Source organism: Paenibacillus sp. FSL P4-0184 (assembly GCF_038004625.1).
GTDB lineage: Bacteria > Bacillota > Bacilli > Paenibacillales > Paenibacillaceae > Paenibacillus_AQ.
Genome location: NZ_JBBORN010000001.1, coordinates 3,441,767 through 3,462,765, shown reverse-complemented (window position 1 = coordinate 3,462,765; position 20,999 = coordinate 3,441,767). Strand labels below are relative to the sequence as shown.

19 protein-coding genes are annotated in these 20,999 nt (G+C 40.8%); all 19 read right to left on the bottom strand.

Features of this window, described 5'->3' with window-relative positions; translation table 11 throughout:
* Positions 1–30 precede the first annotated feature (30 nt).
* The 19 genes from MKY52_RS15080 to lonB all read right to left on the bottom strand — a co-directional run bounded on the left by MKY52_RS15080 (position 31) and on the right by lonB (position 20,824).
* Entirely contained in the window at positions 31–1,137 is a 1,107-nt protein-coding gene (locus tag MKY52_RS15080; protein ID WP_341052105.1) for a glycosyltransferase family 4 protein, read from the bottom strand.
* Entirely contained in the window at positions 1,134–2,276 is a 1,143-nt protein-coding gene (locus MKY52_RS15075) for a DegT/DnrJ/EryC1/StrS family aminotransferase (RefSeq protein ID WP_341052104.1), read from the bottom strand. The genes MKY52_RS15080 and MKY52_RS15075 overlap by 4 nt, the downstream gene beginning before the upstream one ends.
* An 81-nt stretch (positions 2,277–2,357) precedes the next feature.
* On the bottom strand, positions 2,358–2,885 hold the full coding sequence (locus tag MKY52_RS15070; protein WP_341052102.1) for a 4'-phosphopantetheinyl transferase family protein: 528 nt from the start codon (positions 2,883–2,885) through the stop codon (positions 2,358–2,360).
* A 96-nt stretch (positions 2,886–2,981) separates the two neighbouring features.
* Positions 2,982–3,200 carry an acyl carrier protein gene (locus MKY52_RS15065; protein WP_340972515.1) on the bottom strand — a complete coding sequence of 73 codons (219 nt, stop codon included), beginning with the start codon at positions 3,198–3,200 and terminating at the stop codon, positions 2,982–2,984.
* 39 nt (positions 3,201–3,239) lie between these two features.
* Entirely contained in the window at positions 3,240–3,998 is a 759-nt protein-coding gene (locus MKY52_RS15060; protein ID WP_341052101.1) for an SDR family NAD(P)-dependent oxidoreductase, read from the bottom strand.
* Positions 3,991–5,079, bottom strand: coding sequence for a 3-oxoacyl-ACP synthase III family protein (locus tag MKY52_RS15055; protein ID WP_340972520.1), 1,089 nt, complete (start codon positions 5,077–5,079; stop codon positions 3,991–3,993). Before MKY52_RS15055 ends, MKY52_RS15060 begins: the two co-directional genes overlap by 8 nt.
* A gap of 12 nt (positions 5,080–5,091) precedes the next feature.
* On the bottom strand, positions 5,092–6,093 hold the full coding sequence (locus MKY52_RS15050) for a 3-oxoacyl-ACP synthase III family protein (RefSeq protein WP_340972522.1): 1,002 nt from the start codon (positions 6,091–6,093) through the stop codon (positions 5,092–5,094).
* 45 nt (positions 6,094–6,138) lie between these two features.
* The gene (locus MKY52_RS15045; protein ID WP_341052100.1) at positions 6,139–6,771 is read right to left on the bottom strand and encodes an acetyltransferase; all 633 of its coding nucleotides are present in this window, start codon (positions 6,769–6,771) and stop codon (positions 6,139–6,141) included.
* A 29-nt stretch (positions 6,772–6,800) separates the two neighbouring features.
* The gene (locus MKY52_RS15040) at positions 6,801–7,481 is read right to left on the bottom strand and encodes a sugar transferase (protein WP_341052098.1); all 681 of its coding nucleotides are present in this window, start codon (positions 7,479–7,481) and stop codon (positions 6,801–6,803) included.
* 83 nt (positions 7,482–7,564) lie between these two features.
* Positions 7,565–8,590: a copper amine oxidase N-terminal domain-containing protein gene (locus MKY52_RS15035; RefSeq protein WP_341052096.1), complete on the bottom strand. Its 1,026-nt coding sequence runs from the start codon at positions 8,588–8,590 to the stop codon at positions 7,565–7,567.
* 2 nt (positions 8,591–8,592) lie between these two features.
* Entirely contained in the window at positions 8,593–9,273 is a 681-nt protein-coding gene (locus tag MKY52_RS15030; RefSeq protein ID WP_341052093.1) for a hypothetical protein, read from the bottom strand.
* Between the two features lie 25 nt (positions 9,274–9,298).
* Positions 9,299–11,131, bottom strand: a complete 1,833-nt coding sequence (locus MKY52_RS15025; RefSeq protein WP_341052092.1) for a polysaccharide biosynthesis protein — start codon at positions 11,129–11,131, stop codon at positions 9,299–9,301.
* Between the two features lie 41 nt (positions 11,132–11,172).
* On the bottom strand, positions 11,173–11,859 hold the full coding sequence (locus MKY52_RS15020) for a CpsD/CapB family tyrosine-protein kinase (RefSeq protein WP_042191248.1): 687 nt from the start codon (positions 11,857–11,859) through the stop codon (positions 11,173–11,175).
* On the bottom strand, positions 11,840–12,619 hold the full coding sequence (locus MKY52_RS15015) for a YveK family protein (protein WP_341052091.1): 780 nt from the start codon (positions 12,617–12,619) through the stop codon (positions 11,840–11,842). The genes MKY52_RS15020 and MKY52_RS15015 overlap by 20 nt, the downstream gene beginning before the upstream one ends.
* A gap of 125 nt (positions 12,620–12,744) precedes the next feature.
* A complete protein-coding gene (locus MKY52_RS15010) occupies positions 12,745–14,766 on the bottom strand; it encodes an S-layer homology domain-containing protein (protein WP_341052088.1) in 2,022 nt (673 codons plus the stop codon).
* 136 nt (positions 14,767–14,902) lie between these two features.
* Positions 14,903–15,685, bottom strand: coding sequence for a tyrosine-protein phosphatase (locus tag MKY52_RS15005; protein ID WP_340972545.1), 783 nt, complete (start codon positions 15,683–15,685; stop codon positions 14,903–14,905).
* Positions 15,686–15,788: 103 nt separating this feature from the next.
* Positions 15,789–16,445 carry a ribosome biogenesis GTP-binding protein YihA/YsxC gene (gene yihA / locus MKY52_RS15000; protein ID WP_341052086.1) on the bottom strand — a complete coding sequence of 219 codons (657 nt, stop codon included), beginning with the start codon at positions 16,443–16,445 and terminating at the stop codon, positions 15,789–15,791.
* A 12-nt stretch (positions 16,446–16,457) separates the two neighbouring features.
* Entirely contained in the window at positions 16,458–18,821 is a 2,364-nt protein-coding gene (lon, locus tag MKY52_RS14995) for an endopeptidase La (protein WP_341052085.1), read from the bottom strand.
* 293 nt (positions 18,822–19,114) lie between these two features.
* Positions 19,115–20,824, bottom strand: a complete 1,710-nt coding sequence (gene lonB, locus MKY52_RS14990; protein WP_341052083.1) for an ATP-dependent protease LonB — start codon at positions 20,822–20,824, stop codon at positions 19,115–19,117.
* Positions 20,825–20,999 lie beyond the last annotated feature (175 nt).

The window sequence follows — 20,999 nt, the reverse complement described above, 5'->3', positions numbered from 1 at the left end:
ATAAGTCCTCCAAACAATTTTATAAATCGATCAAGATTCCAGTCCTAAATGTTTTATTATACTATCATTTACTTTATTTACATCGTACTTCTGTCTACATATATTAAGGCTTTCCTTTGCTTTGCTCTTCAGATCATTTTGATTCTCTATCAAATAAATCATTGAATTAGCAAGACTTTCGACATCTTTAACGGGAACCAAAAAGCCATTTAGACCATCAACTACTGTTTCACGACACCCAGGAGCATTTGTAGTTATAATCGCTCTTCCCATTGCCATTGCCTCTAATACCGTTCTAGGAGTACCTTCTCTATAAGAAGGTAGAACAAACACAGACGCACTCTCTAGAGATGGCCGAACATCCTTAGTCTCTCCTAAATAGTTAATAACTTTAGAATCTATGTAAGGTTTTATGTCCTCAAATGCCAAAGCATTAGGATTAACATCAAAAGGTCCCACTAATGAAAATTTCGCTCTAGGATATATTTTTTTCACCATATCTGCCGCCTGTAAGTACTCTAAAACCCCTTTATCCTTGATAATTCTACAGATCATTAGAAATGAAATTTCCTTAGGTAGTGGCTTTGGGCAAAAATATTCAAGGTTGACTCCAGAACCATTTATAAGAACTGTTTTACTCCTACTAACTAGCTTATTAGATACAAATTCATTTAAATCATCCGGATTTTGAAATAACACTTTATTACAACTCTTCAATGCAATCCCGTATAGAAATTTACTTATTGCCTTAAGAATAAATGCTTTTCTTCCTTTAGCTACGAAAACAAAACCCAATCCTGTAAGCATTGAATAAATATTTTTGACACCCGATAAACGTGCTGCTATAGAGCCAAATATAACTGGTTTTATCGTGTAATTAAATACTAAATCCGGGTCCTCTTTTTTCATTAATTTAAAAATTTCCTTTAAAAGCAGAATATCATTTAATGGATTAGTACCCGTTCTAACAATCGGTAGTCGTGCAAATCTAGCTCCTAGTTCCTCTATTTCTTTTTCAAAACCAAGTTCTGGACCTACAGCAATTACTTCATGCCCTTCTCTGACAATAGCCTTTATTAGATCTCCTCTAAAGTTAATAAGTGAAGGCGTATATCCTGCTATAATTAGTACTTTCATCTTATAACCGCTTTAAATGTTTCATTTATAGTATTAACTACTCTTTCTACGTCTCGACTTGACATTCCAGTACCAGAAGGCAAACAAATTCCTGACTGAAATAAACTCTCTGATATATCATTACTATGACTAAAATAATAATTTTTCTTAAATAAAGGTTGCATATGCATAGGTTTCCATACAGGTCTAGCCTCTATATTCTCAGTCTCTAATTGATAAAGAATTTTCTCACGAATATCAAGATTATCCTTAGTAACAGTAAATACAGATAGCCAATAATTCAATTCACCATTACTTGAGATAGGCATGGGAATAATTGGAACTTTATTTAATAGAGTATTATAAAGTTCATTGTTGAGTCTTCTCTTTTCTATAAAACTATCTAACATCTGCAGTTGTCCCCGCCCAATCCCAGCACAAATATTAGACATCCGATAGTTATAACCAACTTCTTTATGCTCATAATGTTTTGCAGGCTCCCTTGACTGTGTAGCCCAAAAACGCATTTTCTTTATTGCTTCTTCATCATTGGAAACGACCATGCCACCACCTGATGTGGTAATAATCTTGTTACCATTAAAGGAGAAAATGCCAATATGCCCAAAAGATCCACATTTCTTACCCTTATAAGTAGCACCAAGCGCTTCAGCTGCATCTTCTATAACCGGAACTCCATAATGTTCACAAATCGGAAGTAGAGAATCATAATCGGCACTTTGTCCATATAAATCTACTATAATAACTGCCTTAGGCATTTTATTTTCTTTTTTAGCCCACTCAAATGCTTTCTCTAAAGCAATCGGAGACATATTCCAAGTTTCCGGTTCAGAGTCAATAAACACTGGATTAGCGTATTGATATAAAATTGGATTACAACTTCCTGCAAAAGTTAAATCAGAACAAAATACATAATCTCCAGGACCAACATCAAAATATTTTAGAGCTAAGTGAATTCCAGCTGTACCAGAAGATAATGCCAATCCATGCTCCATTCCAATGTATTTACATAATTCTTCTTCAAATTTATCTACATTTGTTCCTAACGGAGCAATCCAGTTAGTATCGAACGCTTCTTGTATGTACTTCATTTCATTCCCACTCATATGAGGCGGAGATAGGAAAATCCGTTCATTAGACATTTTATCGTCACCTTTTTTTATATTTAAAGTTATTGATCTTAGCTAACCTAGTGATCAAGTTTCTTATCAGAATTACTATTTTTAACACGTTAAGAGATCACATCGATCAATTAATTTAGATTCCTTAACGCATATTGAAATACAGTTTTTTTCATACAAGAAACTATATATATAAGGAAATCCATTGTTATTCAGTACATCAAATGACTCGAATGGTATAGATAAGCCTTTACCTATCCATTTAACATAAGCTTCCTTTTTAGTCCATATCAATGCAAATCTCTCATCTTGGTCTTCTTCATTATTTAAGATATAATCTTGCTCCGATTTTGTGAAAAAACGTTCCACAATAAGTCTATTGAAAGATTTAATGTTTTCAATATCTACTCCCACTGGCTCATCGGCTATGGCGCAAACTAATACTCCATTTGTGTGAGATATATTGTAATGAACTTTTGGGTAGTCTCTTAGATATGGTTTTCCAAATTCCGCTTTATGTATTATGAGGTTATCACCATCTGTGTTTAAATATTTGCCTAAAATCCGTCTGCAGATCATTTCCGAGTGCGCTTTCGCATTTTCTGTTTCTTCAAAATACAATTTAATCACTGAATAAAACTCCAAACTTGTTAAGACTATAAAGTCTAAATTTGTGCACCGCTAATTTTGTAGGTAACTAACGATGCACCTATACAAAAACTCCCTTTATTCCATAAAATCAAGTATATCTTGTACTGACTTAAAACCCTTAATCTGAGCACCAGACAGTTTTTTATTAAAGTTCTCATCCATTACAACGATCAAGGAAAGAGCTGCCATCGAATCCCATTCTTCTATATCTGTTAAAGCGATATCCTCATTAAGCGTGCCTGAATCTAGCTCCATCATTTCTTCTAATAAAGTGATTTTCTCTTGATTTGTCATTTTGTTACCTCCGTTTATTAATTTTTCTTTTTAATTACCCTATGATAAATAGCCACCATCAACTATAAATCCTGTGCCAGTAATAAATTTTGATGCATCACTTAATAAATATGCCATAGCGTTTGCTATATCTAGTGGCTCACCCATCCCTAAATACTGTCTACTTAAAACGTGAGAACCAACAGCGTCTTCACCTGCATTCTCGACAAACATTTTGTACATATCTGTTTTTATGAATCCAGCAACTACTGTATTTACTCTTATATTTTTATGTGCAAGTTCCTCAGCCATACTTTTAGTCGCTGCATCCATAGCTGCTTTTGTAGCACAGTAAGCGACTTTCGACTTATCACCAGACTGACTACCTATTGAAGACATTCCAATAAAACTCGCGCCTGCGATATAGTTCTTTTTTTTTGAAATACATCTCACTAATTCCACATATGCGTAGAAGTTAATTAGCATCATATCATGTAAAAAGTCACTCGTTGTCATTGCAAGTGGGCGCATAGTTGCTATTCCCGCGCTGTGGATCATTCCGTTCAAAGCACCACATTGAGTAACTATTTGCTTAATTAACTCCTCAATTTCCTCAACCTTTTTCAGATCAAAACAATATAAAGCATGTCCATCGCCTTCTAACATATCTAAAGTTTCTCGAAGTTTCTCTTCATTACGAGCGACTAAAGACACTTTAGCTCCCAACCTACTAATTTGAATTGCAGCCATCCTACCAATACCTTGTGACGCACCAGTTATTAGTATATGTCTACCAGTTAGATCCATTGGATTAATCACGTTTGAATCCTCCCGCTGGAAAGTATTCATCCGTGTAAATGATAGGTAAAATATTAGAAACATTTATCTTAGCCGAAACTACTCCCCAAGATAATCCAACACCAAACCCACACATAAGAGAATTGATTTCATTCTTCGTATATCCCCCGCCATACATTTTGGCAAGTGTAAGGGGTATCGAGGTTACACTTGTGTTGCCATAGGCATCGATAGAGATAGGTACTTTATCCATTGGAAAATTTATTTTTTTCGCAATTTGCTTCAGAATAAAGAGATTTGCTTGATGTAATACCAAACAGTCATACTCTTCTGGAATTGAATTTTCAGATTCCAAAAACTCTTTAAGAAGATTTGGCACTTCTGAAATAGTAAAATTAAAGACCTCAGTTCCATCCATAAATAAATCATTATCAGAACGAACGTTCCCATCTTCCCACATATATCGTTCACTAGTTGCAGTAGGATTGCGATAGCCACCGCCATGCATGATTATCGCTCCATATCCTTCCCCACTTGTTCTAACTGAAGCTTTAATTTCAGGAGCATTTTCTTCTTTTTCCAGTAGTGTTGCAGAACCAGCATCACCAAACAACATTACAGAAGAACGATCTTCAGGGGAAACTAGTTTACTTAAAGTATCTCCCACAATAAGTAGGGCTCTATTTATATTAGATGTCTGCATACAAGAACAAATTGTTTGCAAACCGTAAACATATCCGGAACATCCCAGGTTAATATCAAAGGCAAGACAATCTTTTGTTAAACCAAGACGCTTATGAAGTACACCTGCTGTTGCAGGGATTCTATAGTCTGGTGACTGAGAAACAAAAACCAATGCATCTATTGATAAAGGATCAATAGCCTTTTCCAACATCAATTGTCTGGCAGCTACATACCCCAAATCAGAAGCTGTCTGATTTTCATCTGCATAATGCAGTTTATTGACGCCAGTCATTTTCTTGAATTTCTGAACTGATTCATCTCCGAATATCGCAGCAAAACTGTCGATCTCTACTTCCTTTGTGGGCACTGCAACAGCAATACCAGCAATTTTTATGTTTTCAAAATTAAATTTAATCATTGTCTGCCTCCCTTACCAGGTAATTATTGTACTGCCCCAAGAAAGACCTACACCAAAACCAGTGATCAATACTTTATTACCTTTATTCAACCTTCCTTCTTCCTCAGCACGTTTCAATGCAATCGGAATGGTTGCTGATACGGTGTTCCCGATATCTTCTATATTAATGTAGAACTTTTCCTTATCTATCTTTAACTTCTTCCTCAAGAAATCCAACATGAACTTATTTGCCTGATGAAAAACAAACAAATCAATATCACTTAAATTCAAATTATGCTTTTCCAGAATATTCCCAACACTTTGTGGGACCGCCTCAATTGTAAAATTAAATACCTCTGCACCATCCATATACAAGTTATCCATTGAACGTATTGATCCGTTGTCCTCTTTTTCTATTGCTGTTACTTCTGAACGTGGCAATCTAGATCCACCAGAAGGAATAATTAATGCATTTTTCCCACTTCCATCAGTCCCCAAATCAAATTCACCTATGTGATGTCCATTCTCACACACTACAGTTGCAGCACCTGCATCACCAAATATAGTTCGTGTACTCTTATCTAAAGGATGTATGTATTTTGAATATGTTTCCGCTGTGAGTAACAATACATTTTTAGCTATCCCCATATATATGAAGCTCTTAGCCATCGCCAACCCATATATATAAGCAGAACATCCCAAATTGAAATCAAAAGCTCCTGCTGTTTTAGGAATACCTAATTTATCCTGTAATATACAAGCTGTTGTTGGTAATTGATAATCCGGACTTTGAGTTGCAAATATAATAAAATCAACATCCTTTGGAGTAATGACTCCAGATTCAAATATTTTATTAGCTGCTTTTTCTGCTAAATCGGATGCACATTCTTCTTCTAAAACTACGTGACGTTTTGCTATGCCTGTTTTAATGAGAATTTTCTCAGCTGTCCAGTCATCGTATATCTCCGCCAGATCATCATTTGATAATTCTTTTTCAGGAAGGACATATTCGATAGCTTTAATTCCTATATTCATTAATTCACATCCTTCAGATATATCAACATATATAAAAGCGTACTATTAAAATAATATCTTTTTCGCTGGATTCCCCATTACTTTAGTTTTTTCTTTTATATGTGTAACGACTACACTTCCGGCTCCAAGAAATGCATCATCGCCAATTTTTCTACCTGGTACTATTGTTACGTGACTTCCCAAAAACACTCTCTTTCCAATTTTCACTCCACCCGTTATATCACAATAGGAAGAAATAGTAGAATAATCACCAACTTTTGCATCATGGCCTATACCTGAAGAAAGTAGCGTTACAAAATCCCCAATCACAACATTAGCTGTAATACAGGAATTAGGATAAGCAATTAGCCCTTCCCCAATTCTATTATGATCTCCAATTATAGCTTTGGGATGAATTATACTTTCAAATGAAGCTCCTTTTGATTTTAATAAAGCTACAATATTTTCTTTTATTCCTGGGTTTGCAATGGCACAAGCATAAATCTCGTTATAATTAGGTTCCCATTCCTTAATACTGCCAATAACTTCGTAATCGCATTGTAAATCGGCTAAAGCATTAGAATTATCATCAATGAATCCCTTTATTGTCCATGTTTTATTAACCTTATTTATATCTTTAATCCATTGCAATAATTCTCTTCCAAAACCACCCGCACCCACTATAATTAAATCCTTCATTAAGCTGCAAACTCCTTATAAACGAAATTCTATTCAGAAGTAAACTCCCTGCTTCCGATAAATGGATCCATCGTTGCTGTCGTCTCTGAACTAATACCTTCTCTAACAACAACCTTCTTAAAGGTTAAAAAGATATATAACCAATCTCCAATAAAACTTATTTTGTCTATATACTCGATATCCAGATTAAATTTTTCATCCCAACTTATAGAATTCCTTCCGTTAACCTGAGCTAACCCTGATAACCCTGGTCTAACCTCATGACGACGTTTTTGATGTTCATTATAAAGAGGTAAATAACTAACTAATAAGGGCCTGGGCCCTATTATTGACATATCCCCTTTGAGAATATTAAAAAGCTCTGGCAATTCATCCAATGACGTAGATCTTAAAAAAATTCCAAATTTGGTTAGTCTTATATTATCCGGTAGAAGATGACCATTCGAATCCTTTTCATCAGTCATAGTTCTAAATTTGTACATTGTAAAAATTTCTTCATTAAGCCCAGGTCTTTTTTGTTTGAAAATCACTGGACCGCCAAGCTTTATCCTTACCAAAATAGCAACAGCTACAAAAATAGGACTCAGAACAATTATTGCAATTAAGGACAACAAAAAATCCATTGGCCTCTTAATAAATCTTCTATATATACCCTTCTCATTAGACTGTTGTAAGTCTGTATTTATACTTTTTTTCAGCTCAGTTTGCATCTTAGTAAAACCCCTTTATACACTAGAACCATCTTTCTATCTCTAAAACTCTGCTGTAAAGTATATTAAGAAATAGCGAATTATTAATTCGCCATCCCCTCAGCCAAATCTTTACCCAACTGAAGCTGCGATTCAAATTCACTTCTATATTGACTAATGATTGCTGTGCTATATCCATTATTGTTCAGTTTTTGTTCAGTGTCTGCAACTATACTATTGAAGCTAGCAGTAAACGCTGAAAGTTGTTGTACACCTTTAGCCTTAATACTCTTTTTACTCGCTTCATCTTTTGCCCCGAGATATTCTAAAGCAATACTCATTAATGTCGATTGGCTTTGATCTTTGAGTGCAGTAAGTTTGGCTTCCGTTTCACTAGTAATGGTTTCATAAGAAACCTTTCCAGTACCCGCAGTACCAACACCAGCTGCACCAGTTGAATCCGTTGGTGCAGGTGTCACTACTGGAGATGGGTCCTTCCCATTGTTACCAGTCGAACTATTATTGCCACCTTGCTCTTGATACGCCTTAGAAGCGGCAGTAATGGTTTTCGTCTTCTGATCCCAGCTAATGTTATGACCTACAGATTCCGATAAAAAACGTAGAGGCACATATAAGGAGCCATTCAAGATAAAGCTGGATTGCCCCGTTGGTAATGCCTTGGTTGCACCGTTAAATACATAACTTGCCTTCACTTGGTTGAGTACAAGATTCTTAGATACTGCTGAAGCACTATTCCCGTTGGTTGCATTCATTAGATACTCTTTAATCACTACTAGCTCAGAGCTACTAGGCTCTGCTACAGTAACCTTAACGTTTTTAGCATCCCAAGCTACACTCTTTTGCAATGCATATGACATAAAGCGTAATGGAACATAAGTTGTATTGTTGTACATGAATACATATTGACCTGCAGGAGTCCCAATACTTGCTCCATCAAAAATCATATTCACGTTCATACTTTGTACTTTAACCGTGGCTGTTGCCGCCTTAGTTGTTGCATTTGGTACCGCTGCTGCTGATACGGAAATAGGAGCGGATGCCGTTAAGGGTGCTAACCCTATTGAAGCTATTAACGATAGAGCTATGACTGGTAGCGTTGCTTTAGACATACTTATTCACTTCCCTTTTCTTTCGCTTTTAATTGCTCTTCTTCTTTAAGAATTTGATCACGTGTCTTCCCTTGACTCACACCGTACTTCTTAGCAACCTGTGAAAGCTCATTGTACTGTTCTTCGGATACTTTACCGAGGATGATACTGCGTGCTTCCCGCTTCTCGTCAATGGTTAAGCCACCTTTGGCCAAATCTTTTAGTCGATTGATATCAGATACACTTAGTTGACCGAGTACAATAGCAGCTACATCTGCTTTATCCTTCATCGTTACATTCTCTTGAATTTCTTTAGCTTTATCTGTTGAAACCTGTGCCGTATATCCATCTGAAGAGGTATCTTTTTGATCTGTTGATGGAGCTTTCGTAGGTTCACTAGTAGTAGAAGCTGTTGTATCTTTTCCAGTTTCTCCAGTATCTTTGCTTCCCTTATCATCTGTTGATGGAGCAGGTGTTGCAGAAGCTACAGGTTCGACCTTATCATCTGCTACTGTATCTTCAGGTGCAGTTCCTTGATCTTGCCCACCACTAACTTGATCCTCAGACTCCAGATCAAAACCATCTGCCATTGAATTCATCAGCTTATCCACAGCATAATTAGCAGCGAACAGACCACCAACACCTAGAACTACAATGATTGACAGCGTCCATAAAAGGATCTTTTTCCATCGTTTGTTGAACATTTACGTATCCCCCTTTATGAATAAATTAGCTGATAGCAACTTGGGCAACGGGCTGCATGGGTACAATCTGATTAATCACTTCACGTATAACTTCTGGTTCTTCAGCAAGAACTCGATCCAATCGTTTGAATTCCAGTTCTAGCTGATTCAGACTTATCACACTAGGTCTACCGATAAAGATTCTCCCATGATCTGTAGAGCCTAAATTCTCTTCATCTGTTAATAGTTCTTCATATAACTTCTCGCCCTCACGAATACCGGAGAACTGAATATCAATATCCCTATAAGGTTCATAACCAGAGAGTGTAATTAAATCTTCTGCTAACGTTAGAATCTTTACTGGTTCTCCCATATCCAGAATGAACACTTCGCCACCTTTGGCAAAAGAACCCGACTGGATTACAAGCTGAACAGCTTCTGGAATCGTCATAAAATAACGGACCATTTCTGGATGAGTAACAGTGACTGGTCCACCAGCAGCAATCTGCTCTTTAAAGGCCGGGATTACACTTCCACGACTGCCAAGCACGTTCCCAAAACGCACGGCTGAGAACTTCGTTCTACTTGTGGTATGCAGACTTTGCACATACATTTCAGCAATACGCTTAGTTGCACCCATCACACTCGTTGGGTTAACCGCTTTATCCGAGGAGATCATTACAAATCTCTCCGCACCATATTTATCTGCACAATCCGCAACATTCCTTGTTCCGAAGACATTATTCTTAATGGCTTCTGAAGGGTTCCGCTCCATCAATGGGACGTGTTTATGTGCTGCCGCATGAAAGACAACATGTGGCTTATGGCTGCTGAATATGTCCATCATCCGACTGCGGTCCTGTACATCCGCGATTACCGTAACAATATTCAGATCCGGAAACTTCTTACGAAGCTCCATTTCAATCATATAAATGCTGTTCTCTCCATGTCCAAGCAACATTAGCTTGTCGGGACCAAATGGGGCAATCTGCCGACATAGCTCTGAACCAATAGATCCACCAGCCCCCGTAACTAACACAGTCTTGTGGTGTACATATCCTAGAATACTGTTCAAATCTGCTATAATCGGTTCACGACCTAGTAAATCTTCAACGCTAACATCTCGCAATTTCTTCACTGATATTTTTCCCGCGATCAGATCGTTAAGCGCCGGTATAATCTTAAGTTTAGCCCCTGTCTTCTTCGCCAGATTAATAATTTCAGAGATTTCAGTACGTGAAACGGAAGGCATGGCGATAATAATCTCATGAATTTCCCGTTCTTTCACAATAGCGGGAATCGCGTAACGATTGCCCAACACTGGCACACCCAATATAGACAAATGATATTTATTGATACTATCATCAATGAAACCTACTAGCTTCGTATGAGCGAAAGAAGGTCCCATCATTTCCCTGGCAATTAATATTCCACAATCGCCTGCACCTACAATTAGTGTATGGGTCTTAGTGTCTTTGTAATTGATTCGATCATTATGAAGTACTCTCCACAAAAATCGAACTCCACCTACTAATAAAAGAATAGTCTCCATCGACCGAACTTCTATGGCAAGAGGTACTCTATCCGGCAAAATTAGATACGCCAGTGCAAATGAAAATAAAGACCCTACTACAATAGCTTTAGAAACCGATATAATCTCACCGATACTGGCATATTGCCACATTCTTCGGTAAAGACCGAAGTATATCAGGCTTCCACCGAATGCAAATGTTGCAATCACACCAAATTGCAGCATCTGTACAACGTATTCCTGAAGAGCATGGTTAGGGTACCGAAACAAATAAGATGTCACAATACTGAACCAAATGATCGCAAGATCAATGAAGAATAAAAGAATCACTCTAGATTTCGCTGTCATTTTCAGTGCCTCCAAAAACAACATTATTGTTAAAGAACAAATCAATTTCCATAGTAGTAGTAATAGTAACCTTCGCTGGCTTTACGTTTTACATTATTGAGAACCACGCCAAGCATTTTTGCACCTACACGATCGAGGTTAGCTTTAGCTTTTACAGCAATATCCCGCTTTACCTTGCCATAGCTGACAACCATAATGACACCATCACTCTTGGAAGCCATGATCTGTGCGTCTGTAACCGCCAATAACGGTGGAGTATCAATAAGAATGACATCATAACGCTGGCGCAAGTCCTGCAAAAGAGTACTCATCCGATTAGAAGCCATCATTTCTGCTGGGTTTGGAGGAATCGGTCCTGAGGTCATAATGGAAAGATTGGAAACACCAGAATCTTGGACAGTATCCTCAAGAACCGCCTGCTGCGACAGTAGTGAAGATAGCCCAAATCGGTTACTAAGCGAAAAAGTCTTATGTGCTGTCGGTTTTCGCAAATCACCGTCAATCAACAATACCTTCTTATCTGCCTGTGCGTAAGCCGCAGCTAAATTAGCAGAAACTGTTGATTTACCTTCCTCCGGTCCGGACGAAGTTACCATGATTACTTGAATAGTCTCATCCACAGAGGAAAAATCAATATTCGTGCGTAGCGCGCGAAACGCTTCAGATACAGGGGAGCGAGGGTTCGTAACGGTAATCAGATGTCTTTGTTTATTTGGCAGCTGTGACATGTTCGAGTTCGCCCGCCTTTCTGGATGTTTGCGTCTGTGCCTGTGTTGCGCCTTGTTTGCTTTCTTCTGAACCCAATCTTGTAATCATCGCTATCGTTGGTAGACCAAGATATTTCTCAATATCGGCTTCAGTCTTCAGCGTATCGTCCATGTATTCCAGCAAGAAAGCAATCCCTAAACCAATCATCAAGGAAACGATGAAAGCTATAGCCATATTCATTAAGACATTCGGTTCTACGGGTCCTGGCTCGTTAAGTGGATTCACTTTGGCCTCATTCAGAATCGATACGTTCTCCACATTAAATAGGTTAGGAATCTCATCCTTGAATACAAGTGAAATGGCATTCACGATTTCAGCGGCTCGCTGATACGAATTATCTCGAACGACAAGTGTCATCACCTGCGTATTATTGACAGAGCTCACATTAACCTTTTTCAACAGCTCTTCTGCAGTAATATCGAACTGCGGATAATCTCTCGTAACAATATCAAGGATGGCTGGAGTCTTAATAATTTCCTTATACGTATTAATCAATTGAATATTAGTATTAATCTGGTTTAAATCAAGCTGCGCTGCTGCCGATTGAGTCGGTGTCTGGTTAACGATAATCTTAGTGGATGCTTCATACACCGGATTCTTAATATACAGACTGTACACACCAGCAACACCGCACACCAAAACAACTATGCTAACAATCAGCCATAGTCTCTTCCTGACGATCTGAAAATAATCGCGAAGATCCAATTCTTGTGATGACAAGTGTAATTACCTCCAAGCTATTTCTGAAATATTTCGTTACTATATTACAGCACTTCCCTATTGGCAAAAAATTGCCTCCTCTCACCTACATGAGAGGAGGCTGTATACTATACTTTTAAATTTACTTACTTGAAGTTAATGGTACGGTAGATAATTACTGCTGCTTCAGCACGAGTTGCCGTATCGTTCGGGTTGAACTTACCAGCATTTCCGATAACCAAGTTATGATCTGCTGCGAATGCTACGCCATCTCTCAAAGATGCGCTGATCTTAGCAGCATCGGAGAATTGGCTAATTGCCGTTACATTCGTTGTTGCAGCCGGATTGATAGATTTCACTGCGCGGGCGATCATTGTTGCCATCTCTGCACGTGTGATGGTTGCATTAGGATCGAACTTAGCCGCACTGCGGCCAGTAATGATTCCTTTTTCTGCTGCAACTGCTACATATGGTGCATACCAAGCAGTTGAGCTTACATCGCTAAAGCTTTGTACAGCTGAGTTGTTCTCCAGGTTAAGCGCACGAATCAGCATTTTAGCGAACTCTGCACGAGTTACATTGCTCTTCGGTGCGAATTTACCTTCGCCTACGCCTTCAATCGCGCCTTTTGCAGCTACGACTTGAATTTGTTTGCCAGCCCATGCTTGTACACTAGCAATATCCGTAAAGTTTACTTTATTCTCAAGCACTGCATAGGATGAGAAAGTATCACGTGGTTCTACGATGAACTCTCCATTAAGCACTCCACCTTGGAATTGCAGGCTGCCGTATACAAGCTTCGCTACGGACAGCAATTCTTTATCAAGACCATCAGTATTCTTAAGCGGAAGTTTAATGGTGATTGGTTGTTTGAATGTGCTAGTCGCTACACCATCCACACTGAGTCCGAACTCGTATACATCCGAAGCCAATTTCAATTGCGTAACGGAAGTCACGACTTCTGGTTTAGCAGTTGTTACAGACAACGAGATTGCTGTGCTGAACTGACTTACAGGAATTGTTACGGTTACTCCATTAAAGGTTACTGCGATATTCGCAATGCCATTCGTCTTAGCTGCTTCAACAATAGCTTTGGACAACGGAACTTCAACAGTAGGCGCAGTGATCGTACCAAGATTCAATGTCAGCGTAAGGGCAGTACCTTCTTTACCAGCAGCTTTAGCTGCAGCAGCAAGATTAGCCAATGCATTGATTGTATCGGTATCTACCAATTTCACAGTTGCTTTACCATCTACTACTTGTACCAGTTTAGATACATCATAAGTAGCTGCAGCTGCCAATTTCTGATCCACAGTTAGTACAGGCGGAGTCGTTATGGAACCGGAACCTGGAGTGCTAGGATTAGTCGGTGTAGTTGTAGATGATTTAAGATAGGCATTATAGTAAGCTTTCGCCAGAACTAGCGCGGCTGCTTTTTCATTAATGAGTGTTGATTCAACGTTATTCTTGGTTGCTGCAATCATATCTTTAGTAATTTTAAGTTCTGCAAGAGACGCTCTCAAGGAATAGTTCGCAGTACCAATGGTGCTGTCGAGAACAATAGCCTTCACTTTATTCGCGAGTTCACTGTTCGGATGAGCAATAAGATCAATTAGATCCGTTTCGGATTTTCCTTTTAGTAGGTTGATTAGTTTCTGTTCAACACCGTTTGAACCAAAGATGAAGCTGTAAACTTCTTCAACGGAAAGATCTGTAATACCAGCTTGTTTACCGATCTTCTTCAGTAGTGTTTGATAAGCCTCATAATTTGGGGACTTCAGAATATCTGTCACTGCGGATAAATCCGGAGTATAGATAGATGATACTACTTCTAAATAGAGATCAAACAATGTAGTTTTTTCTGCATCGCTAAGCTCAATTTGAGCCAAAACAGGCGCGAAATCTTTTTCCAGTTGCTCACGTGAAAGACCTTGAAGCTCAGTACGGAAATCACGAAGCGTCTGTTTATCTGCATCACTAAGCGTGCTATAAAGCTTCGTTGCACGCTCCTTCAAGCTTGCAAAATCCACGTTAGTCGCAGCAGATGCTGTTCCAACGATTCCAAACTGAGCTGCCAATCCTTTGCTGCTAAGCGGAAGCCCTGCTACTGCAACCGCTGCCATGCTAACTGCCAATGTTGATACTACTAGTTTCTTTTTCAAAGTCACTAAATATCCACCTCTTTATATGTATTTAAATTCCTTTTGTTACTATAGTCCTAGACTATTTCACCTTATGTCTACACTATTACGTATATCACGATTCACCCAATAAAACCCATTCTACCACTATTAGGTAGATTAGTCAGCCCTTTCGGGAAAAAATGCCAAACAATTTGTGTCGATTCCCCCTTTTTTGTACGTGATTACCACGAATAACCTCTCCATTTGCCACAATTTGCTGAGAGTTCTCGCGCATATAGTCGCGCATCCCAGGACCTAATTCTTTCTCTAAAACCACATAAGCAGCATTTAATCCAAAAGGACGATGAACACTGTCATGTGCATCAGAGGCCAACACATGTACTGCATTTCTACGACATAACTCCAGGGATAGCTTCTGAAGTTTATTCCCGAAGACGCCTGCAAGACTTTGTGCGGTTACCTGACCAAGTGATCCCAGCTCTATCAATCTTTCTAACTTAGAAGGATCGGCAGCTACTTCAGCATTACGCTCCGGATGGGCGATGACCGGAACGAACCCTTGAATGATCAACTCGTGACAGATTTCTTCCATGTTGCGTGGGACTCGTGAAGAAGGCATTTCTAGCAAAATATACCGCGAGTCTGCAAGACTTAGCAGTTGCCCCCGCTCCAGATCATCCAGTAAATCTCCGTACACTCTGATTTCCTGACCTGGAAGAACAAGCAGTGGATTGCCATGCTGACGAAGTTTCTCATTCATCAGATCCACTGCTTCTCTTATACTAGCGGAGTTATTCATATATTGACCGTTGGCGTGATGTGGTGTGGCAATGACGGATGTAATCCCGTCCCTATAGGCGTCTTGCGCCATGGCGAGAGCGGATTCCCAATCAGTAGCTCCGTCATCCATAAAGGGTAAGATGTGGCAATGGATATCTTTCATATGTTATCTATCGGTCCCTTCACATAGAAAATTTAGTTTTACGACAAAAAAATACAACCATTCCCAGATGGAATGGTTGCTTGATTGTAAATGAGTTCTTGTCTTATGCTTCAGTAGGTTCCTCTTGCTGAGGTTCATTTCCATCTATTTCAGCATTTTCAGAATCTGGAGAGGAGAGAACATACCCATCGATCAATCCCCAAAGTTCTTCTTTACCAAGGCCAATCTCTGAAGAGAATGGAATGAAATTATCCCCTGGCAGCACGCCAAGCTCCTGCTTCATGATCTTGATATGCTTTTGCCAGCGAGTCTTCGGAATCTTATCCGCCTTAGTCGCTACTACACACATAGGAAGATCATAATGCTTCAACCAGTCGAACATCATCTTATCATTGCTGGTCGGCGGATGACGCAGATCCACGATGAGCAGAACAAGCTTCAACGTATCGCGCTCAGATAGATATTTTTCCACCATCTTGCCCCATGTTGCACGTTGCGTCTTCGACACTTTAGCATATCCGTAACCTGGAAAGTCAACAAAATACATGCTGTCTTCATTGATACGGTAATAGTTCATATGCTGGGTCTTACCTGGAGTGGAGCTTGTCCGAGCCAGATTCTTGCGGTTAATCATTCGGTTAATGAGGGATGACTTCCCTACATTGGAGCGCCCTGCCAGAGCAACCTCTGGCAAAGCATCATCAGGGTATTGATCAGGGCCAACGGCACTGATTATAAATTCGGCAATATTAACTTTCATAGGACTTCCTTTCTAATGCACACTACTCGGTGGCTCACTGCTAATTTCATTATGATGCTCAACTAACGCATGATGCAAGACCTGATCCATGTTAGATACTGGTATGAACTCCACATCATTGCGTACGCTCTCTGGAATTTCTTTCAGATCACGTTCATTGTCTTTGGGAAGAAGGATCTTTTTATATCCAGCACGGTGTGCAGCTAAAGACTTTTCTTTCAGTCCACCGATCGGCAATACACGTCCACGTAGGGTGATCTCACCGGTCATAGCCACATCTTTCGAAACATAACGCTTCGTGAGTGCAGAAATCAAAGCGGTAGCAATCGTAATCCCTGCAGACGGGCCATCCTTCGGAATCGCACCTTCAGGAATATGGATATGAATATCAATCTTCTCATAAAAATCGGGCTGGAGCCCCAGCTCCTCCGCCTTCGAACGTGTATAACTGAAAGCGGCCTGCGCCGACTCCTTCATTACATCGCCCAGTTGTCCAGTAAGTGTCAGCTTGCCCGTTCCCTGCACAACAGTCACTTCGATCAGCAGCGTATCGCCACCAACCTCAGTCCAGGCCAGTCCAGTTACTGTGCCAATCTGATCTTCAAGCTCCGCCATACCGTAACGGTATTTCGATACACCTAAGTAATCCTTGATGTCATCCGGCAGAATGACTACACTTTCTTTTTCCTTAGACACAATCTGTTTCGCGGCTTTGCGGCATAACGCTGCAATCTGCTGCTCCAAATTACGCACACCGGATTCACGAGTATATTCGCGCACGATACGCAATAAACTGTCGTCTTCGATGATCAGCTGATCTTCTGCAAGACCATGGTTCTTCTTCTGCTTCGGCAAAAGATAACGGCTACCGATCTGCAATTTCTCCAGTTCCGTATAACCCGGAATGAATAACATTTCCATCCGATCGAGTAGTGGACGCGGAATGTTATGCACTACATTCGCTGTTGTAACAAACATAACGTTCGATAAATCAAACGGCAACTCGACGAAATGGTCACTGAACGTATTATTCTGTTCTGGGTCCAGTACCTCAAGCAATGCTGAGGATGGGTCGCCACGGAAATCTGCAGCCATTTTATCAATCTCATCTAGCAGGATAACCGGATTAATCGTTCCCGCTGTCTTCATCCCTTGAATGATTCGGCCTGGCATCGCACCCACATAAGTCCGGCGATGACCACGAATTTCCGCTTCATCACGCACACCGCCAAGCGAAATGCGAACGAACTTACGATTGAGTGAACGGGCGATGGAACGAGCGAGTGAGGTTTTGCCCACACCTGGAGGCCCTACAAGACATAGGATCGGACCTTTTAGCTTCTTCACCAACTGCTGAACCGCTAAATACTCCAATACCCGTTCTTTTGGTTTTTCCAAACCATAGTGGTCCTCATCGAGTACCTGTTCTGCCTTCTTGATGTCAAGGTCATCTTCTGTCTGTTCATTCCAAGGAAGACCCAGCAGCCAATCCACATAATTGCGAATTACGCCACCTTCTGCTGAGCTCACTGGCATTTTTTCCAGACGATCGATTTCCTTCTCCATCTTCTCTTTTACGCGTTCCGGCAAATTCTTCTCTTCCATTAGATTCCGCAGCTCTTCCGCTTCTCCCACCCGGCCTTCCTTCTCGCCGAGTTCTTTCTGGATCGCTTTCATTTGCTCGCGCAAATAATATTCCTTCTGCGTCTTCTCCATCTGCTTCTTCACACGTTGATTGATCTTGCGTTCAAGCTCCAGCACTTCACGCTCATTATTAAGAATATCAAGAAGCTTCTCTAGCCGTTTACTAACATCAATAGTCTCTAGAATTTCTTGCTTATCCTTAATCTTTAGCGATAAATGACTCGTAATGACATCCGCAAGACGACCCGGCTCCTCAATATCGGATACAGCAGCCAATGTCTCTGGTGTCACTTTTTTGGATAACGTTATATAGTGTTCGAACTGATTAAGTACTGTACGCATCAGCGCATCACACTCTTGATCGCCATCTTCCTCTTCTGGTAGCTCGCGCGCCATAACCTCATAATACTCATCATTATCGATATAATTAATAATTTCGGCTCGTTCTACACCCTCAACCAGTACACGAATCGTACCGTTTGGTAGCTTCAGCATTTGCCGCACATTCGCGACGGTGCCGACCCGAAAAATATCGTCCTGACCAGGCTCTTCAATATTCACTTCCGACTGTGAACACAGAAGAATTAAATTATCTTCAACCATAGCTTTTTCTAGTGCCCGAACTGACTTCTCACGGCCCACATCCAAGTGAAGAACCATGCTTGGGTACACAAGAAGACCTCTTAGCGGTAATAAAGGAAAACGACGACCTTTTGTTTTATTTGTCATCATCGCTTTCGCACCTCCCATGGCTCTCAATTAATCTCATATGAATTCATTCTAACAAAAGCAGCCCCAAAACACCAACAAAGTACTTGCAATTTAAGAATAAACAACCTTATTATCCTTAAAAAACGGCAACGTTTCTCAAAGAAATGTAAGGATTATGGAAAGTGTGAATCTATACTTTAAAAAAGGAAGCAGCAGACACGCCTGCGGCTCCCTTTATTTCACAGTGGCAAGTCACGATTTACTTATCGAAACCATAACACACCCTAGCTTACATTTTAGGTAATAATTTAAGCTCAACCCTTTGCAGACTCGCCAGCGGCATCGGCCTTCAAAAGTGAAGGTGCTGCTGAGAATAGCTCTCCAGCTACTGCTGGAAGCCTTACATCTGCTGTATCGGCGCCAAACAGATGACGGAATACTTCCTCCACCGTTTCCATTGGAATGACGCGTAGTGGGGCGAGGTCAGCGAATAGGGACTGCCAGTTTTCTTTTGGAATAAGCACCGTAGTAGCTCCTGCCTGAAAAGCAGCCTCCACCTTCGCAATTACACCACCAACAGGCTTCACACGCCCATGTATGCCTATCTCACCAGTGATTGCTACGGTATTATCCACGGGAAGACCACGAATGGCGGAGACGATAGCAACTGCCATCGCAACCCCTGCTGAGGGTCCGTCAATGGGTGTTCCACCTGGAAAGTTCACATGCAGATCATAACGGTCTGGTTCCAGATTCATGGTACGCAGTACGGTCAATACGTTCTCAACGGAGCCTTTAGCCATGCTCTTTCTCCGAATCGTGCGAGAACCTCCACCGATCTCTTCCTCATCCACCACTCCGGTTACGTGCAGTCTACCTTGACCGTTCTGCGCAGGTGCTGCGGATACTTCGATCTCAAGCAAGGTACCCATTCCCGGCCCATACACTGCAAGTCCGTTAACCAATCCAATCTGCGGCGCGGAAGGAATCTTGCGCTCTGTTCGAAGTGGAAGCTGGCTACTGCCTGCCACCCATTCTACATCAGCAGCACTTAGCGTATCTCTCTGCTCCGTTAACGCTAATCCAGCTGCGAGCTGAATCATATTGACTGCCTCCCGGCCATTTGTTGCATATTGCTGCACAACAGTAACTGCTTCAGGGCTTGGCTTCAGTCCGATCTTCTGTATCGCGTCACGCGCGATGACTGCAATCTCATCCGGCAATAGCGGACGGAAATAAATCTCCATGCAGCGTGAACGCAGCGCGGGAGAAATCTCATCCGGGGAACGCGTAGTCGCGCCTACTAACCGGAAATCAGCGGGTAAGCCATTTTGAAAAATATCATGAATATAAGCCGGAGTATTATTGTCCTCCGAATTATAATACGCGCTCTCTAGCAGAACCTTCCGGTCCTCCAGCACCTTTAGCAGCTTATTCATCTGAATGGGGTGAAGCTCACCGATCTCATCCAGAAAAAGAATCCCGCCATGCGCCTTCGTCACCGCTCCGGGCTTTGGCTGCGGCACACCTGCTACGCCCATGGCTCCAGCACCTTGATAAATAGGATCATGTACCGATCCGATTAACGGGTCGGCAATACCACGCTCATCAAAACGAGCGGTCGTCGCATCAATTTCAGTGAATTTGGCGTCACTTTTAAAAGGGGAAAGGACATTTTTTTTCGCCTCTTCCATGACCACGCGCGCCGCTGCAGTCTTGCCGACTCCTGGCGGACCATAAATAATCACATGCTGCGGATTAGCACTACATAGTGCGGCCTTCAGGGCGCGGAGCCCATCTTTTTGCCCAACAATATCTCCAATAGAAGCCGGCCTAGTTTTCTCCGACAATGGTTTGGTTAGTGAAATCATACGCATTTTCCGTAGTTTATCCAGTTCCTTACGCGACTCTCGGTCTACCGCCGTCTTGTTTGTCTTCTGACCCCGCAGCAGATTCCAAAAGTATACGCCGATAACCAGCGCGAAAAAGAGCTGCACGATCATCACAACTATACTTAATTCCATAGGTCATCCTCCTGTTTCGTTCAGTCTACCTTTCCACCTTTGGCTACTATTAGGTAGTATAGCCGTTTCGGTAATTAGTAAACGCACAATTGAGGATTTGTTGAATTGTTGTACGACCCCCTCCAAGAATTATAGGGAAAAACTCCCCGTAGTTGGAGGTGACGAGTCCTAATAA

What these genes read in the sequence shown, in the direction of transcription:
- MKY52_RS15080 (WP_341052105.1), bottom strand. Translation starts at nt 1,137, where the DNA reads ATGAAAGTACTAATTATAGCAGGATATACGCCTTCACTTATTAACTTT.
- MKY52_RS15025 (WP_341052092.1), bottom strand. Translation starts at nt 11,131, where the DNA reads ATGACAGCGAAATCTAGAGTGATTCTTTTATTCTTCATTGATCTTGCG.
- yihA (WP_341052086.1), bottom strand. Translation starts at nt 16,445, where the DNA reads ATGAAAGTTAATATTGCCGAATTTATAATCAGTGCCGTTGGCCCTGAT.
- MKY52_RS15030 (WP_341052093.1), bottom strand. Translation starts at nt 9,273, where the DNA reads ATGTTCAACAAACGATGGAAAAAGATCCTTTTATGGACGCTGTCAATC.
- MKY52_RS15020 (WP_042191248.1), bottom strand. Translation starts at nt 11,859, where the DNA reads ATGTCACAGCTGCCAAATAAACAAAGACATCTGATTACCGTTACGAAC.
- lonB (WP_341052083.1), bottom strand. Translation starts at nt 20,824, where the DNA reads ATGGAATTAAGTATAGTTGTGATGATCGTGCAGCTCTTTTTCGCGCTG.
- MKY52_RS15045 (WP_341052100.1), bottom strand. Translation starts at nt 6,771, where the DNA reads ATGAAGGATTTAATTATAGTGGGTGCGGGTGGTTTTGGAAGAGAATTA.
- MKY52_RS15040 (WP_341052098.1), bottom strand. Translation starts at nt 7,481, where the DNA reads ATGCAAACTGAGCTGAAAAAAAGTATAAATACAGACTTACAACAGTCT.
- lon (WP_341052085.1), bottom strand. Translation starts at nt 18,821, where the DNA reads ATGATGACAAATAAAACAAAAGGTCGTCGTTTTCCTTTATTACCGCTA.
- MKY52_RS15075 (WP_341052104.1), bottom strand. Translation starts at nt 2,276, where the DNA reads ATGTCTAATGAACGGATTTTCCTATCTCCGCCTCATATGAGTGGGAAT.
- MKY52_RS15005 (WP_340972545.1), bottom strand. Translation starts at nt 15,685, where the DNA reads ATGAAAGATATCCATTGCCACATCTTACCCTTTATGGATGACGGAGCT.
- MKY52_RS15065 (WP_340972515.1), bottom strand. Translation starts at nt 3,200, where the DNA reads ATGACAAATCAAGAGAAAATCACTTTATTAGAAGAAATGATGGAGCTA.
- MKY52_RS15035 (WP_341052096.1), bottom strand. Translation starts at nt 8,590, where the DNA reads ATGTCTAAAGCAACGCTACCAGTCATAGCTCTATCGTTAATAGCTTCA.
- MKY52_RS15055 (WP_340972520.1), bottom strand. Translation starts at nt 5,079, where the DNA reads ATGATTAAATTTAATTTTGAAAACATAAAAATTGCTGGTATTGCTGTT.
- MKY52_RS15050 (WP_340972522.1), bottom strand. Translation starts at nt 6,093, where the DNA reads ATGAATATAGGAATTAAAGCTATCGAATATGTCCTTCCTGAAAAAGAA.